We start from the raw sequence: 15,417 nt of genomic DNA, 5'->3' as shown, positions 1-15,417 counted from the left end.
GGGCAGGGCCTCCCGCCTGCCCGCCACTATCCACGAGCGATCGGAATTCCTGTCATGCAGAAGAGCGGTAAATCATGGGTCAGCCCGTGGCTGTCGGGCTCCGTCCCCGTCCTGATCGTCGCGGCGATCCCTGCGCTGATCTTTGTCGGCGTGCTGCTGTATTTCACGGGCTGGGCGCTGATGTTCAGCTTTACCAACCTCGAACTCTATGGCCGCAAGGCGACCGAGTGGTCGTTTGTCGGGCTGGATAACTACGAACGCCTGTTCACGCGGCGCGGCTTTCTCGAAAGCCTTTGGACCACGCTGAATTTCACATTCTTCTCGGCCATCATCGGGCAGAGCATCCTCGGCTTCACGCTCGCCGCTGTCCTGCGGAATATGTACGGCGGCGTGCGGTCGGTGCTCGAGGTTTCCCTGATGCTCGGCTGGCTGCTTCCCGATATCGTCGCCGCCTTCCTGTGGTCCGCGACCACCAGCAAAACCGGCCTCGTCAACCAGCTCATCGTCATTCCGCTGGGGATGGAGCCGGTCAACTTCCTCAACGACTACGCGCTGCCGGTCGTGATCCTCGCGAATATCTGGAAGGGCACGGCGTGGTCCTATCTGCTCTATTCCGCGGCGCTCGATAACGTCAGCAAAGAGGTCGTCGAGGCGGCCAAAGTGGATGGCGCGAACGCATGGCAACGCACCCGCCGCGTGATCCTGCCGATCATCAAGCCGCACATCGGCACGAACCTGCTGTTCATCACGATCTGGACGTTCACCTACTTCCCGCTGATCTACGCGCTCACTGGCGGCGGTCCGGGTAGCAAGACCGAAGTCCTGTCGATCTTCCTTTATAAACAGAGCTTTGGCATCGGCAAACTGGGCTACGGCAGTGCGATTTCGGTCGCGATGCTGGTGATCGTCGGCGTGATGTCCCTGTTCTACCTGCGACTGCTGAAGGAGCCGGAATGATGAATAAATCCCGCACTCTCAACATCGCACTGGCCTTTATGGCGGTGATCTGGGTCAGCCCGTTCGCGTGGCTTCTGTCCACCGCCGTCGACCCCATCGCCACTGGCCAGTTGCGGTTTCCCAAGGAACTGGGTCTGAACAATTTTGCCCAAGCGCTGACGGGCGAGTCCCTGCTGCAACTGTGGAATTCGCTGTTCATTGCGGGCGGCACGGCCACGCTGACGCTCGTCGTGGCGTCGGGGTCGGCCTACGCCCTTTCGCGCCTCAAAATCCCTGGTCGCAACGCATTCCTGTGGTCGCTCGTGCTGCTGCGGATGTTGCCGCCGACGGGTATTCTCGTCCCGATTTACTTCGCCGCGCAGAGCGTCGGTTTGCTGAATAACGTCGGTATTATCGTCGCGCTGACGGTGCTCAACCTGCCCTTCGCGATGCTGCTTCTGAAGAACTTTTTCGACACGGTTCCCGTCGAGCTCGAAGAAGCGGCGCACGTCGAAGGCGCGTCGCTCGCCACCATTTTGCGGCGCGTGGTTCTGCCCATGTCCAAGGCGGGCCTCGCCGTCGTCTGGTTCTTTACCTTCACATCCGCATGGAACGAATTTCTGTTTCCGCTGCTCTTTTCGCGGACCGAGGACGCCTTTCCGATGTCGATGGGCCTCTATTCGGCTTTCGGGCGCAACGGGTCGATCCAGTACGGATTTCTCGCAGCTTTCTCAATCATTTACGCAACGCCCGCCGTGGCCGTCTATTTTCTCCTGCGCCGGAATATGAACACCGGATTTGCAGGGGTCGGAGTCAAAGGATGACATACAGCACCCCCCTGAAACAAAAGCTCGCCCTGACCACGGATGACGTCAAACAAGAGGGCAAGCTCCAGCGCCTTCTGGACGATCTGAAGGACAAGATCCTCCAGCCCGTGAGCGGCGAGATCGCGTGGCACTTCCACGAAGCCGATCTGGAAACGTCGTTTGCACTGACCGCCGATTGGCGCAACTGGCCCGCCTTCGATCAGCGCACCGTCTGGTCGAAAAAGCAGGGCAACACGTGGTTCGCGGCAGAGATTACCGTGCCCGAGGATGCGGCGGGCAAAGTGTTCCTGCTGCGCTTCACCTCGCAATGGCAGGAACGGCCCGGCTCGACCGATCCGCAGTGCCTCGCCTATCTCGACGGCGAGATCACGCAGGCGATCGACGGCAATCACAACGAACTCGTCATCATGCGGGATGCCGTGCCGGGGACCAAGGTCGTGCTGCACGTCGATGCGTTTACCTTCTTTGACCGTCCGCTGGCGGGTTTCCGCGTCGATTATCTGGTGCGCAACGAAGAGGTCGAAAAGCTGTTCTACGACCTCCGCACGCCCTTCGATGTCGCCTCGCGCCTGCACCAGACCGACAACCGCCGCCACGCGATTTTCAACATCGTGGACCGTGCGCTGCGGGCACTGGATCGCCGCGGCAAAGGGCTGACGGAGGGGCTTCAAGGCTCCATCGCCGAGGCGAAGGCCATCGCGCAGGAAATCTATGACATGGAGGACACGAGCGCCAAGCCGTCGGTCGTTGCCTTCGGTCATACCCACGTCGATATCGCGTGGCTCTGGCGGGTGAAGCATACCCGCGAGAAAGGCGGTCGCAGCTTTGCTACCGCTTTGAATATGATGAAAGAATATCCGCAGTACAAATTTATGTACAATCAGGCGGTGCTCTACGATTTCATCAAGCGCGACTATCCCGTGCTGTGGAAAGGCATCAAGGAAGCCGTCAAAAGCGGGCAGCTCGAAATCGACGGCGCGATGTGGGTGGAGCCCGACGCGAACATCGTTTCGGGCGAAAGCATGATCCGTCAGATCATGGTCGGTCGCCACTTCCACCAGACCGAATTCGGCGTCACGCCGACCTGCGTCTGGCTGCCCGATACCTTCGGCTATTCCGCGAACATGCCGCAGATCATCCAGAAATCCGGCCTCGATTATTTCATCACGTCCAAACTGTCGTGGAATGACACCGACAAGCACCCGTTCGACACGTTCTTCTGGCGCGGCATCGACGGGACGGACACCAAAGCGCACCTGCTCGTTGCGCAGGATTTCGAGAGCGACGAGATCTTCACCACCTACAACTCCGACCTGTCGGCCAGTCAGGTCATGGGCGGCTGGAAACGCTATGAACCAAAGGCAGTCCACCCCGAACTGGCCATTTGCTACGGCTGGGGCGACGGCGGCGGCGGTCCGACCCGCGAGATGGTCGAGCGCGGCACCCGCATGGAAAAAGGCATCCCCGGCGCGCCGCATGTGAAGCTCGAAGGCCTGCGCGATTTTCTGGACCGCATGGGCGGCGCGATGACCGAGAACGCGCCGAAATTCCCCCGCTGGAATGGCGAGCTGTACCTGCAATACCACCGCGGCACGCTCACCACGATCGCCCGCACGAAGCGCAACAACCGCAACGCCGAACGCGCCATGCGCGAGCTGGAATATTTCGCCTCGCTGGCCGCTGCGACAAAGGGCGCGAGCTATCCGAGCGAGGACCTCGACCGTCTGTGGAAGGTCGTGCTCATTAACCAGTTCCACGACATCCTCCCCGGCACCTCGATCCCCGAGGTGTACGAGGACACCGACGCGGAATACGCCGCTTTGTTCAGTGAACTCGACAGTACCCAAGGCCCTCTCGCGCAGGCGGAAAACACGCTGCGCACCAGTGGCGCGCGGGTCTATAACCTCACCGGCCAGACCCGCGACGGAGATCTGGTCAGCCTGCCCGAAGGCACCGCTGGCATCAGTACCGGCGGCACCACTGAGCCCGTCCAGACCATCCACCGTGCCGACGGTACGAGCGAACTGGTTGCCCCTGTCCACGGCCTTGGCTCGCAGGGCTGGACCGGTATCGCGAAGGCCGATGCGCCCGCGAAAACCTCGGGCCTTTCGGTCTCCAAAACGCACCTTGAGAACGACCGCGTTTCCATCCGGTTCGACGATCGAGGGCAGATCACCTCGGCCTTCGACAAGGCCCGCTCCCGCGAGCTGATCAAGGCTGGCGAGGTCGCCAACGCGCTCGTCGCGTACGAGGACAAGCCAATGGAGTGGGACGCGTGGGACATCGACTGGTATTTCGAGGAGCAGTTCTGGCCCCTCGACACCACCAGCGTCGAGGTCATTGAAGAAGGCCCCCACCGCGCCGCGATCAAGGTCGTACGCCACTACAGCAAATCGACCGTCACGCAGGTGATCTCCTTGCAGGACGGCGCCGCGATGGTGGAGTTCGACACCCACATGGACTGGCACGACAAACACACCGTGCTGAAGGCGCAGTTCCCGTTCGACCTGAACGTGTCCGAAGTCCGCTCGGAAATCCAGTTTGGCCACGTCACCCGCGCCACGCACCGCAACACAAGCTGGGACAAAGCGCGTTTTGAGGCGTCGATGCACCGCTGGGTCGACATGTCCGAACCCGACTTCGGCGCGGCGCTGCTGAACGATTGCAAATACGCCTACGACGCCCACGAACAGACGGTCCGCCTGACGCTCGTGCGCAGTCCCGCCTTCCCCGCGCCCGACGCGGACGAAGGGCTGCATTCGGTGCGCTACGCCCTGATGATCCACGACGGACTGTCCGATCTGGAAACCGTCCACCATGCGGCGGAGCGGTTCAACAATCCGATCAAAGTGATGGGCGATCTGACGGACATGGCGGAGGATGCCTTCAGCCTCGCCGAGGTGACAGCTGTCAACGTGACAGTCGAGGCCGTCAAGCAGGCCGAAGACGGCTCCGGCCTCGTGCTGCGCCTGTTCGAACACGCCAATCGCCGTGCGAACACACAGGTGACATTCGGCCTGCCGATCAAGTCCGTGCGCACAGCAAACCTGATGGAAGAAGAACGCTCGGCACCGCTGGAGATCACCGATAACGCCGTCACGCTCGACTTCCGCCCGTTCGAGATCAAGACGATTGTGGTGGAGGTCGACAATGGCTGATCTGGCACTCCACAGCGTCGAGAAAACCTTCGGCGCGCTCAAGGTCATCAAGGGCATCGACCTCGATATCCGCAACGGGGAGTTCATCGTCTTTGTCGGCCCGTCGGGCTGCGGGAAATCGACCCTATTGCGGATGATTGCGGGGCTGGAGAACGTCTCTGGCGGGACGGTCGAAATCGGCGGGAAGGTGATGAACAACACTCCCGCCCCGCAGCGCGGTATCGCGATGGTATTCCAGAGCTACGCGCTCTACCCGCATATGTCAGTGCGCGAAAACATGTCCTTCGGGTTGGAGCTGTCCAAGACCCCGAAGGCCAAGATTCAAGAACGCGTCGATATCGCGGCGGGCATTCTTCAGTTGGAGCCCTACCTCGACCGCTCTCCGCGCGAACTGTCCGGGGGTCAACGTCAGCGCGTCGCCATCGGGCGGGCTATCGTGCGCGAACCGGAGGTGTTCCTGTTCGACGAGCCGCTCTCCAACCTCGACGCCGCCTTGCGCGGGCAGACGCGGGTAGAAATCGCGCGGCTTCATGCGCGGCTGGGGACGACGATGATCTATGTGACCCACGATCAGGTGGAGGCGATGACCCTCGCCGACCGGATCGTGGTGCTGAACGGCGGCGAGGTCGCGCAGATCGGCACACCGCTAGAGCTATACCGCAATCCCGCGAACGCTTTTGTCGCTGGGTTCATCGGTGGACAGCAGATGAATTTCCTGACGCCGGAACAGGCCGCGCGGGCTTTGCCGGATACTGCGCTACCGGACGGCACCGAAACCGTCGGCGTCCGTCCCGAGCATCTGCAACAGGTCACTGGCGGCGGGATCGAAGGGACCATCGACGTGGTGGAGGAGTTCGGGGAATACGCGCTCTATCACATCACGCTGGACGGTGATGCGCTGCCGTCGGTGACGTTCAAAAGCTCCGCCACTGGCGTCGGCGCGATGGGCGACCGCATCCATCTGCGCGCCGATCCGCAGCATATCCACGCGTTCGACGCGGGGGGCCTCGCGCTCAGCGTGCCGACGCGGCATTGACGTCTCTTGCCTCAGCGGCGCTTTCGTGGTGGCTTCGGGCCGAATAACGAAGGTGCCGCTTTGGATTACGCCAGTTACCTCTCCCCCGAAATCCTCGCGTTCATCGCGGAGACGGACAGCTTTTACCCGCCGGGCGTGCCTGTCGATGATGTGGAGGGGCAGCGCGCTGTCTATAACCGCATGTGCGCGCATTTCCATGCGGGGCGGCCCGAAGGGTTGGCTGTCGAGGATACGCAGATCGCTGGCGTTCCCGTGCGCATCTACGGGACCGGTGATAAGACGATCCTGTTCGCGCATGGCGGCGGGTTCGTCCTTGGCGGACTGGAGAGCCACGATGACACCTGTGCGGAGATCGCGCATCGCACGAGGATGCGGCTGGTGGCCATCGACTACCGCCTCTCGCCCGAACATCTGCATCCCGCGGCCTATGAGGACATCACGGCCGTTGCCGAGGCGCTCGGTCCTGTGGTGCTCGTAGGTGATAGCGCGGGCGGAACGCTCTGCGCGACGCTGACGGGGACGCGGCCCGATCTGCCGATCCTCGGGCAGGTGCTGATCTATCCGATGCTCGGAATGCAGCGCAGCGGCGGCAGCTTCGACACCCACGCCCATGCGCCGATGCTGACGACCGCCGATCTGGAGTTCTACGGCAGCGTCCGTGGCGGCGACCCCGAAGACCCGCGATTGGTGCCTGCAAAAGGGCGGCTCGATGATTTGCCGCCGACGCATCTGTTTCCCTGCGAATGTGACCCTCTGTGTTCGGATGCCGAGGCGTTTGCCACGCGGACGGGGGCGCAGGTGACGGTGCAGATGGGCCTCGTTCACGGGTGGCTGCGGGCGCGGAATGTGAACGATCACGCAAGCGGCAGCTTTACCCAGATCATCGACGCAATCAGTGCGTTTGGCGGCTAGTCGGCCTGTTGCCGTGGGATTTGCGGACGGGATGACCAAACGCTTTGCGGAACGCTTTGCTGAGCGCCGAGGCATCCGCATACCCGCAGCGCAATGCGATCTCTCGCAGGTCGTATTCCGAATTCGACGCCAGTTCCCGCGCGTGTGACAGACGCACCATCTGGTAATACTGACCGGGGGAGAGCGAGAGTTCGGACTGGAACATCCGGTTCAACGTCCGCACCGTAAGGCCCGCACGATCCGCGATGTCTTCGAGCTTCAGCGGGGTTTCGATCGTCTCGACCATCAGGTTCATCACCTGCCGCAGCCGCGACGACCCCCTGCCCTGCAAACGGTTCGGCCCCCGCCCCGCCATCTGCTGACGTTCGGCGTCATGGAGGAACATGGTCGACGCAAGGAAGGCGCTCGCGGGGCCGAAGGTTTCGGCGATGTAGGCCAGCATCATCTCCAGCGCGGTGGAGGCCCCGCCGCAGGTCCAGAATTTGCCGCTGCGCACGAAGCGGTCGTAGCTGACGTTCACCTGTGGGAATTCCTCGGTAAAGTCGGCGATCACGGCCCAGTGGATCGTGCCCACCTCGTCGTCCAAGAGATCGGCGGAAGCGAGTATCCAGCTGGCCGTGTCCGCGCCGATGACCAGATCGGACTGGCGAGCGAGGCGGCTGACGAGCGCCAGATTTTCGGGCTTTGAGTGCTCGCGGTAGCTGTAGCCGCTGATGACGACCAGCAGATCGAAGCGCCCTGTTCCCGCGTCCGCATCCGGCGCGATACTTAAACCGCTGGAGCTTTTGGCGGGCTGGCCGTGGGGCGTTGCAATTTCCCAGCTGAGGGCGTCGTTGCCCTGATCGCGCACGGCGCGCAGCGGTTCCAGCAGGCACGACAGCACCATGTTGGAGAACCCGTCGAAAAGCAGAAACCGGACGTGGGGCATCGAAAATAGGCCGTATTTGACAAATTAATGGCAAGATATGACATTGCGCGCCGTTTGTCTGCCCTTAGCATCCCCTGTCATGGCGGTCGTGATGCACATTCTCTTGTACATTGACGGCACCGCCATAAGGCACGACGCAAGACGGCACAGGAGTTTTTGATGCCATTGGCCATGAACAAAGAAGTATTCATCACCTGCGCGGTGACCGGCTCTGGAGCGACACAGGATCGCTCGCCGCACGTCCCGCGTAGCCCGGCACAGATCGCGGAAAGCGCGATCGACGCGGCGAAGGCAGGTGCTGCAATCGTTCATTGCCACGTTCGCGACCCCGAGACCGGAAAGCCGTCGCGCGACCTCGCGCTCTATCGCGAAGTCACCGACCGCATCCGTGACGCTGAGGTCGACGTGGTGCTGAACCTGACCGCAGGCATGGGCGGCGATATCGTGTTCGGTTCGACCGAAGCGCCGTTCCCGCTCAACGAAGCTGCCACCGATATGGTCGGCGCGACCGAGCGTATGGCGCACGTCGCCGAATGCCTGCCCGAGATTTGTACGCTCGACTGCGGCACGATGAACTTTGCCGAAGCCGACTACGTGATGACCAACACCCCCGGTATGCTGCGCGCTATGGGCGGGATGATGACGAAACTGGGCGTGAAGCCCGAGATCGAAGCCTTCGACACCGGCCACCTCTGGTTTGCCAAGCAACTGGTCGAAGAAGGCACACTGGAGCCGCAGGCGTTGGTGCAGCTGTGCATGGGCGTTCCGTGGGGCGCGCCGAACGATCTGAACACGTTTATGGCGATGGTGAACAACGTGCCCGCAGACTGGAACTGGTCGGCGTTCAGCCTTGGCCGTGAACAGATGCCGTATGTGGCTGCGTCGGTTCTGGCTGGCGGCAACGTGCGTGTCGGCCTTGAGGACAACCTGTGGCTCGGCAAGGGCCAACTGGCGACCAACGCGCAGCTTGTTGAGCGCGCCGTGACCATCACGGAGAACCTCGGTGCGCGCGTGATCGGCCCCGCCGAAGTCCGCGAGAAACTCGGTCTGACCAAGCGTTCTCCGCAGGTGAAAGCATGACCCGCAGCGCAGCAATCATCGGTGGCGGTGTTATCGGCGGCGGTTGGGCTGCGCGTTTCCTGCTGAACGGCTGGAACGTCAACGTATTCGACCCCGATCCCGAAGCGGAACGCAAGATCGGCGAGGTGCTTTCGAACGCCCGCCGCGCCCTGCCCGCGCTCTATGACAACGCGATGCCCGACGAAGGGGAACTGCAGTTCTTCTCCGACATGGGCCAAGCGGTTGCGAACGTCGATTGGGTGCAGGAAAGCGTGCCCGAGCGGCTCGACCTCAAGCACAAGGTTCTGGGCGCTCTGTCCGATCTGGCGCCTGAGACGGCTGTCATCGGCTCGTCCACGTCGGGATTCAAACCGTCCGAACTGAACGCGGAAGGCGCGCGCGCTATCGTCGCCCACCCGTTCAACCCTGTCTATCTGCTGCCGCTGATCGAACTGGTCGGCGAAGCGGAACGCACTGAAAAGGCAGCGGAAATCCTGCGCGGCATCGGGATGTTCCCGCTCACCCTCCGCAAGGAAATCGACGCGCACATCGCTGACCGCCTGCTCGAAGCCGTGTGGCGCGAGAGCCTGTGGCTCGTCAAAGACGGCGTCGCGACGACCGAGGAAATTGACGAAGCGATCCGCATGGCCTTCGGCATCCGCTGGGCGCAGATGGGTCTGTTCGAGACCTACCGCATCGCGGGCGGCGAGGCTGGCATGAAGCACTTCATGGCGCAGTTCGGCCCCGCGCTGGAATGGCCGTGGACCAAGCTGATGGACGTGCCGGAGTTCACCGACGAACTCGTGGACCTCATCGCGGGTCAGTCGGATGACCAGTCGGGCCATATGTCGATCCGCGAGTTGGAACGTCTGCGCGACGACAACGTGGTCGGCATGATACGTGCGCTCAAGCGCAGCGGCTCGGGCGCTGGCGGCGTAGTCAACGCGCACGATGCCAATCTGCTGACCAACGAGACCAAGGACGGCCTGCCCGTCACCGCACGCCGTCAGGTTCCCGCAAGCTGGACCGATTACAACGGTCACATGAACGAAACCCACTACCTCGAGGCGTCTTCGCTTGCCACGGATCGCTTTATGGCCATAGTTGGGGCAGATGAGAGTTACATCGCATCGGGCAAAAGCTATTTCACTGTGGAAACCCACATCCGATATCTCGACGAAGTACATGCAGGTGACAAACTGACTGTCACCACCCAGGTGATGGGCGGCGAGGGCAAGAAACTGCACCTCTTCCACCGTCTGTGGAACGGCGAGTCTCTCGCTGCGACCGTCGAGACGCTTCTCCTGCACACCGATTTGAATACCCGCCGGACCTGCCTGCCCGAAGAGGCCGTGGCAAAGGCGGTTGCTGCATACGCTGAAGAACATGCCGGCAAAGACGCCGATGGCCACGGCAGGCATGTAGGTCAGCGCCAGGCGGCGGCACCTTCACCGGAGGGCGCTGTCACCTGAGGCCGTTCCCTCCCATCCGGGGGCGGCCCCGAAACCCGATTAACGGGTGGCCGAATAACGAAATAAAAACAGGGATCTAGAATGACAAAACATAATCACGAACCGCGCACCTACCAGCGTTTCGCCCCGAAAAAGGGTCTGACGCGTCGTGAACTTCTGAGCCGGGCCAGTGTGCTCGGCTTTGGCGCATTTGCAGCTGTGAACATGCCGTTCAGCTCTGCTCTTGCGCAGGAAGCAGTCAAGGGCGGCACGCTCAAGCTGGGTCTCGGCGGCGGCGAGAGCACTGAATCGCTCGATCCGGCACTGGCGCTGGCGCAGGTCGCGTTCCACGTCACCCGTACCTTCGGCGAAACCCTCGTCGACGTGAACGCCGACGGCACGCTGGACATGCGTCTGGCCGAAGACATCTCGTCGAGCGAAGACGCCAAGACCTGGACCTTCAAGATCCGTACCGGCGTCAAGTTCCACGACGGTAGCGAGCTGACCCCGAACGACGTTCTGGAAACCATGCTGCGCCACTCGGACGAAGACTCGAAGTCGGGCGCTCTGGGCATCATGCAGGGCATCGCGAACATGTCGGTCGACGGCAACGACTTCATCGTCGAACTGTCCGAAGCCAACGCCGACCTTCCCTACCTGATGTCGGACTACCACCTCGTGATCCAGCCGAACGGCGGCCGCGACAACCCCGCCGCCGGTATCGGTACCGCAGCCTACAAGGTCGTCGAAGCAGAGCCGGGCGTGCGTTATGCGTTCGAGAAGTTCGAAGATTGCTGGGACCAGACCCGCGGTAACTTCGACCGCGTCGAAATCGCTGTCATCAACGATCCGACCGCCCGTAACGCGGCGCTCCAGTCGGGTCAGGTGCACATCATCAACCAGGTTGCGCCGAAGGTTGCAGGTCTGCTCGGCCGTGCGCCGGGTCTGTCGATCAAAACCGACTCGGGCCGTGGTCACTACGTGTTCATCATGCACTGCGACACCGCACCGTTCGACAACGCCGACCTGCGTATGGCGCTGAAGTATGCGATCAACCGCGAAGAGATGGTCGAAAAGATCCTTCAGGGTTACGGCAGCATCGGCAACGATTTCCCGATCAACGCGGCCTATCCGCTGTTCGACGACAGCATTCCGCAGCGTACCTACGATCAGGAAAAAGCACGCGAGTACTACGAGAAGTCGGGCCACGACGGCTCGCCGATCGAACTGCGCGTGTCGGAAGTCGCCTTCCCTGGTGCCGTCGACGCAGCCCAGCTGTTCCAGGAAAGCGCCAAGGCATGTGGCATCCCGCTCGAAATCGTGCGCGAGCCTGCTGACGGTTACTGGTCGGAAGTCTGGAACGTGAAGCCGTTCTGCGCATCCTACTGGAGCGGCCGTCCGGTTCAGGACCAGATGTACGCAACCGCGTATCTCTCGTCCGCTGACTGGAACGACACCCGCTTCAACAACGAAGAGTTCGACGCGCTGCTCGTGAAGGCGAAGGGCGAACTCGACGTCGACACGCGCAAGGCACAGTACTCGGAAATGGCCGAGATCCTGCGCGACGAAGGCGGCCTGATCCTGCCGATGTTCAACGACTTTGTCGAAGGCGTCCGTGACGAAGTCCAGGGCTGGGAAAAGTCCGGCGTTTGGGAAGTCATGAACGGTCTCGCACCGCACAAGTGCTGGCTGGCCTGAGGCCGGCCGCATGAACTCACTTGTGGTTAAATTGTTGGTCCAGCGAATTTCGCTGGGCCTTCTCCTCATTTTCCTCGTGTCGATATTGATCTTTGTCGGCACGCAAATCCTTCCGGGGGACGTCGCACAGTCGATCCTCGGTCAGACGGCGACGCCTGAATCGCTCGCGAACCTGCGCGAAGAGCTTGGCCTCAACGTCCCTGCCTACCAGCGCTATTTCTCGTGGCTCGGCGGTGTCCTTCAGGGCGACCTCGGCACCTCGCTGACGAACGGGCGCGATATCGCGACCTCGATCGGTGAGCGCCTCGGCAACACACTATTCCTTGCCGCTTGGGCTGCCGTCATCTCCGTTCCGCTCGCGATCACGCTCGGCCTGATTTCGGTTCTCTACCGTGGCCGCTGGCCCGACAAGCTGATCTCTGCCGTTACGCTCTCGGCCATTTCGATCCCCGAATTCATGATGAGCTACATCCTGATGTACTTCGTCGCGGTAAAGCTCGGCTGGGCGCCGTCGGTGGCGATGCTCAACAGCAGCATGGGCTTTTGGGACAAGCTCCACGCTATCACGCTCCCCGTTGCAGTGCTCGTCTTCGTGGTCCTCGCACACATGATGCGCATGACCCGAGCGGCGCTTCTGAACGTGATGCAATCGGCCTATATTGAGACCGCAGAGCTCAAGGGCATCCCGCGGCTTCAGGTGATCTGGCGCCACGCATTCCCGAACTCCATCGCGCCGATCGTCAACGTGGTCATGCTCAACCTCGCCTACCTCGTTGTCGGTGTGGTCGTCGTCGAGGTGGTTTTCGTCTACCCCGGCATGGGCCAGTACCTTGTGGACCACGTAGCCAAGCGTGACGTGCCTGTCGTGCAGGCGTGCGGCCTGATTTTTGCGGCGGTCTACATCCTTCTGAATATGTTTGCGGATATCGTTTCGATCCTCGCAAACCCGAGACTGAGGCATCCGAAATGAGGCGTGTACCATTCCCCGCCCTTATCGGGCTTTTTATCACCACGCTGTTCCTTCTATGCGCGATCTTCGCGCAGTGGGTCGCCCCCTATAGCGTCAGCGAAATCGTCGGCGATGTGTGGGAGCCCGCGTCGGCAGAGCACCTTTTGGGCACCGACAACATCGGTCGTGACCTGCTGTCGCGCCTGATCTGGGGTGGCCAGACGACGATCTTCGTCGCTATTGCAGCCACTGTCGTCAGCTTCGTCACCGGCTCGGTGCTGGGTCTGTTCGCTGCCGTGATCGGTGGCTGGATCGACCAGCTTCTGTCGCGTTTCGTCGATCTGATCATGGCGATCCCGACGCTGATCTTCGCGCTCGTCGTGCTGTCGGTCATGCCGGTGACGCTACCTGTGCTGATCCTCGTGATGGGTCTTCTGGACTCCACCCGTGTGTTCCGCCTGTCGCGTGCGGTTGCCAGCGATATCGAAGTCATGGACTACGTCGAGGCGGCCCGTCTGCGCGGCGAAGGCCGCACATGGATCATCTTCCGCGAAATCCTTCCCAACGCCTTGTCGCCGCTCGTTGCGGAGGCAGGGATGCGCTTCATCTTCATGGTGCTGTTCGTGTCCACGCTGTCGTTCCTCGGCCTTGGCGTTCAGCCTCCCGCAGCCGACTGGGGCGGGATCGTGAAGGAAAACAAGGACGGGATCGTCTACGGCATTCCGGCGGCCCTGCTGCCTGCCATCGCGATTGCCGCTCTGGCGATCAGCGTTAACCTCGTCGCCGACTGGGTGCTCGACCGTACCTCGTCGCTGAAAGGAGGCCGCAATGGGTAACCTGCTGGAAATCAACAACCTCAAGATCGAGGCGACCAGCTATCCGCCAGGCGAGCCGCCCAAGCGGATCACCATCGTGGACGGGGTGTCGCTCGCGCTGGAAAAGGGCAAGGTGCTTGGCCTCATCGGGGAATCCGGTGCGGGCAAGTCCACCATCGGCCTTTCTGCCATGAGCTACGGACGCGGCGGGATCGAACTGACCGAGGGGGAGATCATCCTCAGCGGTCGCGACATCCGCAACGCGAAGTCCGGCGTTCTGCGCAAGCTGCGCGGGGCCGAAGTGACCTATGTGGCGCAATCCGCCGCTGCGGCCTTCAACCCTGCCAAACGGCTGATGGAGCAGGTCATCGAGGCCACGCTCTACCACGGTAAGGCCAGCAAAGCCGAAGCCGAGGCGCGTGCCGTCGATCTGTTCCGCAAGCTCGGCCTGCCCGAGCCCGAAACCTTCGGCAACCGCTACCCGCACCAAGTGTCGGGTGGTCAGCTTCAGCGCGCGATGACCGCGATGGCGCTGTGTCCGCAGCCCGATCTGGTGATCTTCGACGAGCCGACAACCGCGCTCGACGTGACCACGCAGCTTGGCGTTCTGGCCGCGATCAAGGCGGCGATCAGTGATCAGGGCGTTGCGGCGCTTTATATCACGCACGACCTCGCCGTCGTGGCCCAGATCGCCGACGACATCATGGTTCTGCGCCACGGCAAGACGGTGGAATACGGCACCACGGAGCAGATCATCACCGCCCCGCGCGAGGAATACACCGCCGCGCTGGTGTCGGTGACGGCCAAGGATCACACCGAAAAGGTCAGCGATGACAAGCCGGTGCTCGAAGTCTCGAACCTTCATGCCCGCTACACCGGCATGGACCGCGAGGTGCTTTCGGACATCAACATCGCGATCCAGCCCGGCACCACACTGGCTGTTGTGGGGGAGTCCGGTTCGGGCAAATCCACGCTGGCGCGCGTGATCACGGGGCTTCTGCCGCAGATCAAGGGCCGCGTGACCTTCGAAGACCGCGAGCTGTCGCGGGACCTCAAGGGACGCAGCCGCAACGATCTGCGCGAATTGCAGATGATCTACCAGATGGCGGACGTCGCGATGAACCCGCGTCAGACCGTTGGCACGATCATCGGCCGTCCGCTCCAGTTCTATTTCGGTATGAAGGGCAAGGAACTGCGCAACCGCGTGGTCGAATTGCTTGACGAAATCGAACTCGGCGCAGGCTTTATCGACCGCTATCCGGCAGAGCTTTCGGGCGGCCAGAAGCAGCGTGTCTGTATCGCCCGTGCTCTTGCGGCCAAACCCAAGCTGATCATCTGTGACGAGGTGACGAGCGCGCTCGACCCGCTGGTGGCTGACGGAATCCTCCGTCTTCTCAAGGATTTGCAGGACCGCGAGCATGTGTCCTACATGTTCATCACCCACGACATCGCCACCGTTCGCGCCATCGCCGACAGCATCGCCGTGATGCACCTCGGCAAGCTGGTGCGCTACGGTCCGAAGTCGAAGGTGCTCGCGCCGCCGTTCGATGATTACACCGACAAGCTGCTGAAATCAGTGCCGGAAATGCGGCTCGATTGGATGGAAGAAGTCCAGCGGACGCTTTGAATGGAAAGGCCGGAGTTCACG

12 protein-coding genes are annotated in these 15,417 nt (G+C 62.0%); 11 read left to right on the top strand and 1 reads right to left on the bottom strand.

From position 1 onward, the window contains the following. Positions 1 to 54 precede the first annotated feature (54 nt). Genes HCZ30_RS14610 through HCZ30_RS14590 form a run of 5 tightly spaced genes read left to right on the top strand, consistent with a single transcriptional unit; the run spans position 55 to position 6,869 of the window. On the top strand, positions 55 to 957 hold the full coding sequence (locus HCZ30_RS14610) for a carbohydrate ABC transporter permease (RefSeq protein WP_167639048.1): 903 nt from the start codon (positions 55 to 57) through the stop codon (positions 955 to 957). Continuing rightward, positions 954 to 1,760 carry a carbohydrate ABC transporter permease gene (locus tag HCZ30_RS14605; protein ID WP_167639047.1) on the top strand — a complete coding sequence of 269 codons (807 nt, stop codon included), beginning with the start codon at positions 954 to 956 and terminating at the stop codon, positions 1,758 to 1,760. Before HCZ30_RS14610 ends, HCZ30_RS14605 begins: the two co-directional genes overlap by 4 nt. Further along, entirely contained in the window at positions 1,757 to 4,921 is a 3,165-nt protein-coding gene (locus HCZ30_RS14600) for an alpha-mannosidase (protein ID WP_167639046.1), read from the top strand. Before HCZ30_RS14605 ends, HCZ30_RS14600 begins: the two co-directional genes overlap by 4 nt. Further along, on the top strand, positions 4,914 to 5,957 hold the full coding sequence (locus HCZ30_RS14595; RefSeq protein ID WP_167639045.1) for an ABC transporter ATP-binding protein: 1,044 nt from the start codon (positions 4,914 to 4,916) through the stop codon (positions 5,955 to 5,957). Before HCZ30_RS14600 ends, HCZ30_RS14595 begins: the two co-directional genes overlap by 8 nt. Before the next feature lie 60 nt (positions 5,958 to 6,017). After that, the gene (locus HCZ30_RS14590) at positions 6,018 to 6,869 is read left to right on the top strand and encodes an alpha/beta hydrolase (protein WP_217703060.1); all 852 of its coding nucleotides are present in this window, start codon (positions 6,018 to 6,020) and stop codon (positions 6,867 to 6,869) included. Here the strand turns inward: HCZ30_RS14590 and HCZ30_RS14585 are convergent. After that, positions 6,850 to 7,797, bottom strand: coding sequence for a GlxA family transcriptional regulator (locus HCZ30_RS14585; protein WP_167639044.1), 948 nt, complete (start codon positions 7,795 to 7,797; stop codon positions 6,850 to 6,852). The two genes, HCZ30_RS14590 and HCZ30_RS14585, sit on opposite strands and share 20 nt — an antisense overlap. A gap of 159 nt (positions 7,798 to 7,956) precedes the next feature. Between HCZ30_RS14585 and HCZ30_RS14580 the strand changes: the two genes are divergently transcribed. The 6 genes from HCZ30_RS14580 (at position 7,957) to HCZ30_RS14555 (ending at position 15,396) form a co-directional block, all read left to right on the top strand. Beyond that, the gene (locus HCZ30_RS14580) at positions 7,957 to 8,877 is read left to right on the top strand and encodes a 3-keto-5-aminohexanoate cleavage protein (RefSeq protein WP_167639043.1); all 921 of its coding nucleotides are present in this window, start codon (positions 7,957 to 7,959) and stop codon (positions 8,875 to 8,877) included. Then, on the top strand, positions 8,874 to 10,328 hold the full coding sequence (locus HCZ30_RS14575) for a carnitine 3-dehydrogenase (protein ID WP_167639042.1): 1,455 nt from the start codon (positions 8,874 to 8,876) through the stop codon (positions 10,326 to 10,328). The genes HCZ30_RS14580 and HCZ30_RS14575 overlap by 4 nt, the downstream gene beginning before the upstream one ends. An 81-nt stretch (positions 10,329 to 10,409) precedes the next feature. Next, the gene (locus HCZ30_RS14570) at positions 10,410 to 12,005 is read left to right on the top strand and encodes an ABC transporter substrate-binding protein (protein WP_167639041.1); all 1,596 of its coding nucleotides are present in this window, start codon (positions 10,410 to 10,412) and stop codon (positions 12,003 to 12,005) included. A gap of 10 nt (positions 12,006 to 12,015) precedes the next feature. Then, positions 12,016 to 12,975, top strand: coding sequence for an ABC transporter permease (locus tag HCZ30_RS14565; protein WP_167639040.1), 960 nt, complete (start codon positions 12,016 to 12,018; stop codon positions 12,973 to 12,975). Then, positions 12,972 to 13,790: an ABC transporter permease gene (locus HCZ30_RS14560; protein ID WP_167639039.1), complete on the top strand. Its 819-nt coding sequence runs from the start codon at positions 12,972 to 12,974 to the stop codon at positions 13,788 to 13,790. Before HCZ30_RS14565 ends, HCZ30_RS14560 begins: the two co-directional genes overlap by 4 nt. Next, positions 13,783 to 15,396 (top strand): ABC transporter ATP-binding protein, encoded by a 1,614-nt coding sequence (locus HCZ30_RS14555; protein WP_167639038.1) that lies wholly within the window; start codon positions 13,783 to 13,785, stop codon positions 15,394 to 15,396. Before HCZ30_RS14560 ends, HCZ30_RS14555 begins: the two co-directional genes overlap by 8 nt. Positions 15,397 to 15,417 lie beyond the last annotated feature (21 nt).

This window comes from Marivivens donghaensis, from assembly GCF_011806565.1.
In the GTDB taxonomy this organism is placed as follows: Bacteria; Pseudomonadota; Alphaproteobacteria; order Rhodobacterales; family Rhodobacteraceae; genus Marivivens; species Marivivens donghaensis_A.
Note: the sequence above shows the minus strand (reverse complement) of the source record. Positions and strands in the feature narration are given on the sequence as shown.

Excerpts from the sequence above, each read along its gene's own strand:
- HCZ30_RS14610 (WP_167639048.1), top strand. The coding sequence starts at position 55 with ATGCAGAAGAGCGGTAAATCATGGGTCAGCCCGTGGCTGTCGGGCTCC.
- HCZ30_RS14605 (WP_167639047.1), top strand. The coding sequence starts at position 954 with ATGATGAATAAATCCCGCACTCTCAACATCGCACTGGCCTTTATGGCG.
- HCZ30_RS14600 (WP_167639046.1), top strand. The coding sequence starts at position 1,757 with ATGACATACAGCACCCCCCTGAAACAAAAGCTCGCCCTGACCACGGAT.
- HCZ30_RS14595 (WP_167639045.1), top strand. The coding sequence starts at position 4,914 with ATGGCTGATCTGGCACTCCACAGCGTCGAGAAAACCTTCGGCGCGCTC.
- HCZ30_RS14585 (WP_167639044.1), bottom strand. The coding sequence starts at position 7,797 with ATGCCCCACGTCCGGTTTCTGCTTTTCGACGGGTTCTCCAACATGGTG.
- HCZ30_RS14580 (WP_167639043.1), top strand. The coding sequence starts at position 7,957 with ATGCCATTGGCCATGAACAAAGAAGTATTCATCACCTGCGCGGTGACC.
- HCZ30_RS14575 (WP_167639042.1), top strand. The coding sequence starts at position 8,874 with ATGACCCGCAGCGCAGCAATCATCGGTGGCGGTGTTATCGGCGGCGGT.
- HCZ30_RS14570 (WP_167639041.1), top strand. The coding sequence starts at position 10,410 with ATGACAAAACATAATCACGAACCGCGCACCTACCAGCGTTTCGCCCCG.
- HCZ30_RS14565 (WP_167639040.1), top strand. The coding sequence starts at position 12,016 with ATGAACTCACTTGTGGTTAAATTGTTGGTCCAGCGAATTTCGCTGGGC.
- HCZ30_RS14560 (WP_167639039.1), top strand. The coding sequence starts at position 12,972 with ATGAGGCGTGTACCATTCCCCGCCCTTATCGGGCTTTTTATCACCACG.
- HCZ30_RS14555 (WP_167639038.1), top strand. The coding sequence starts at position 13,783 with ATGGGTAACCTGCTGGAAATCAACAACCTCAAGATCGAGGCGACCAGC.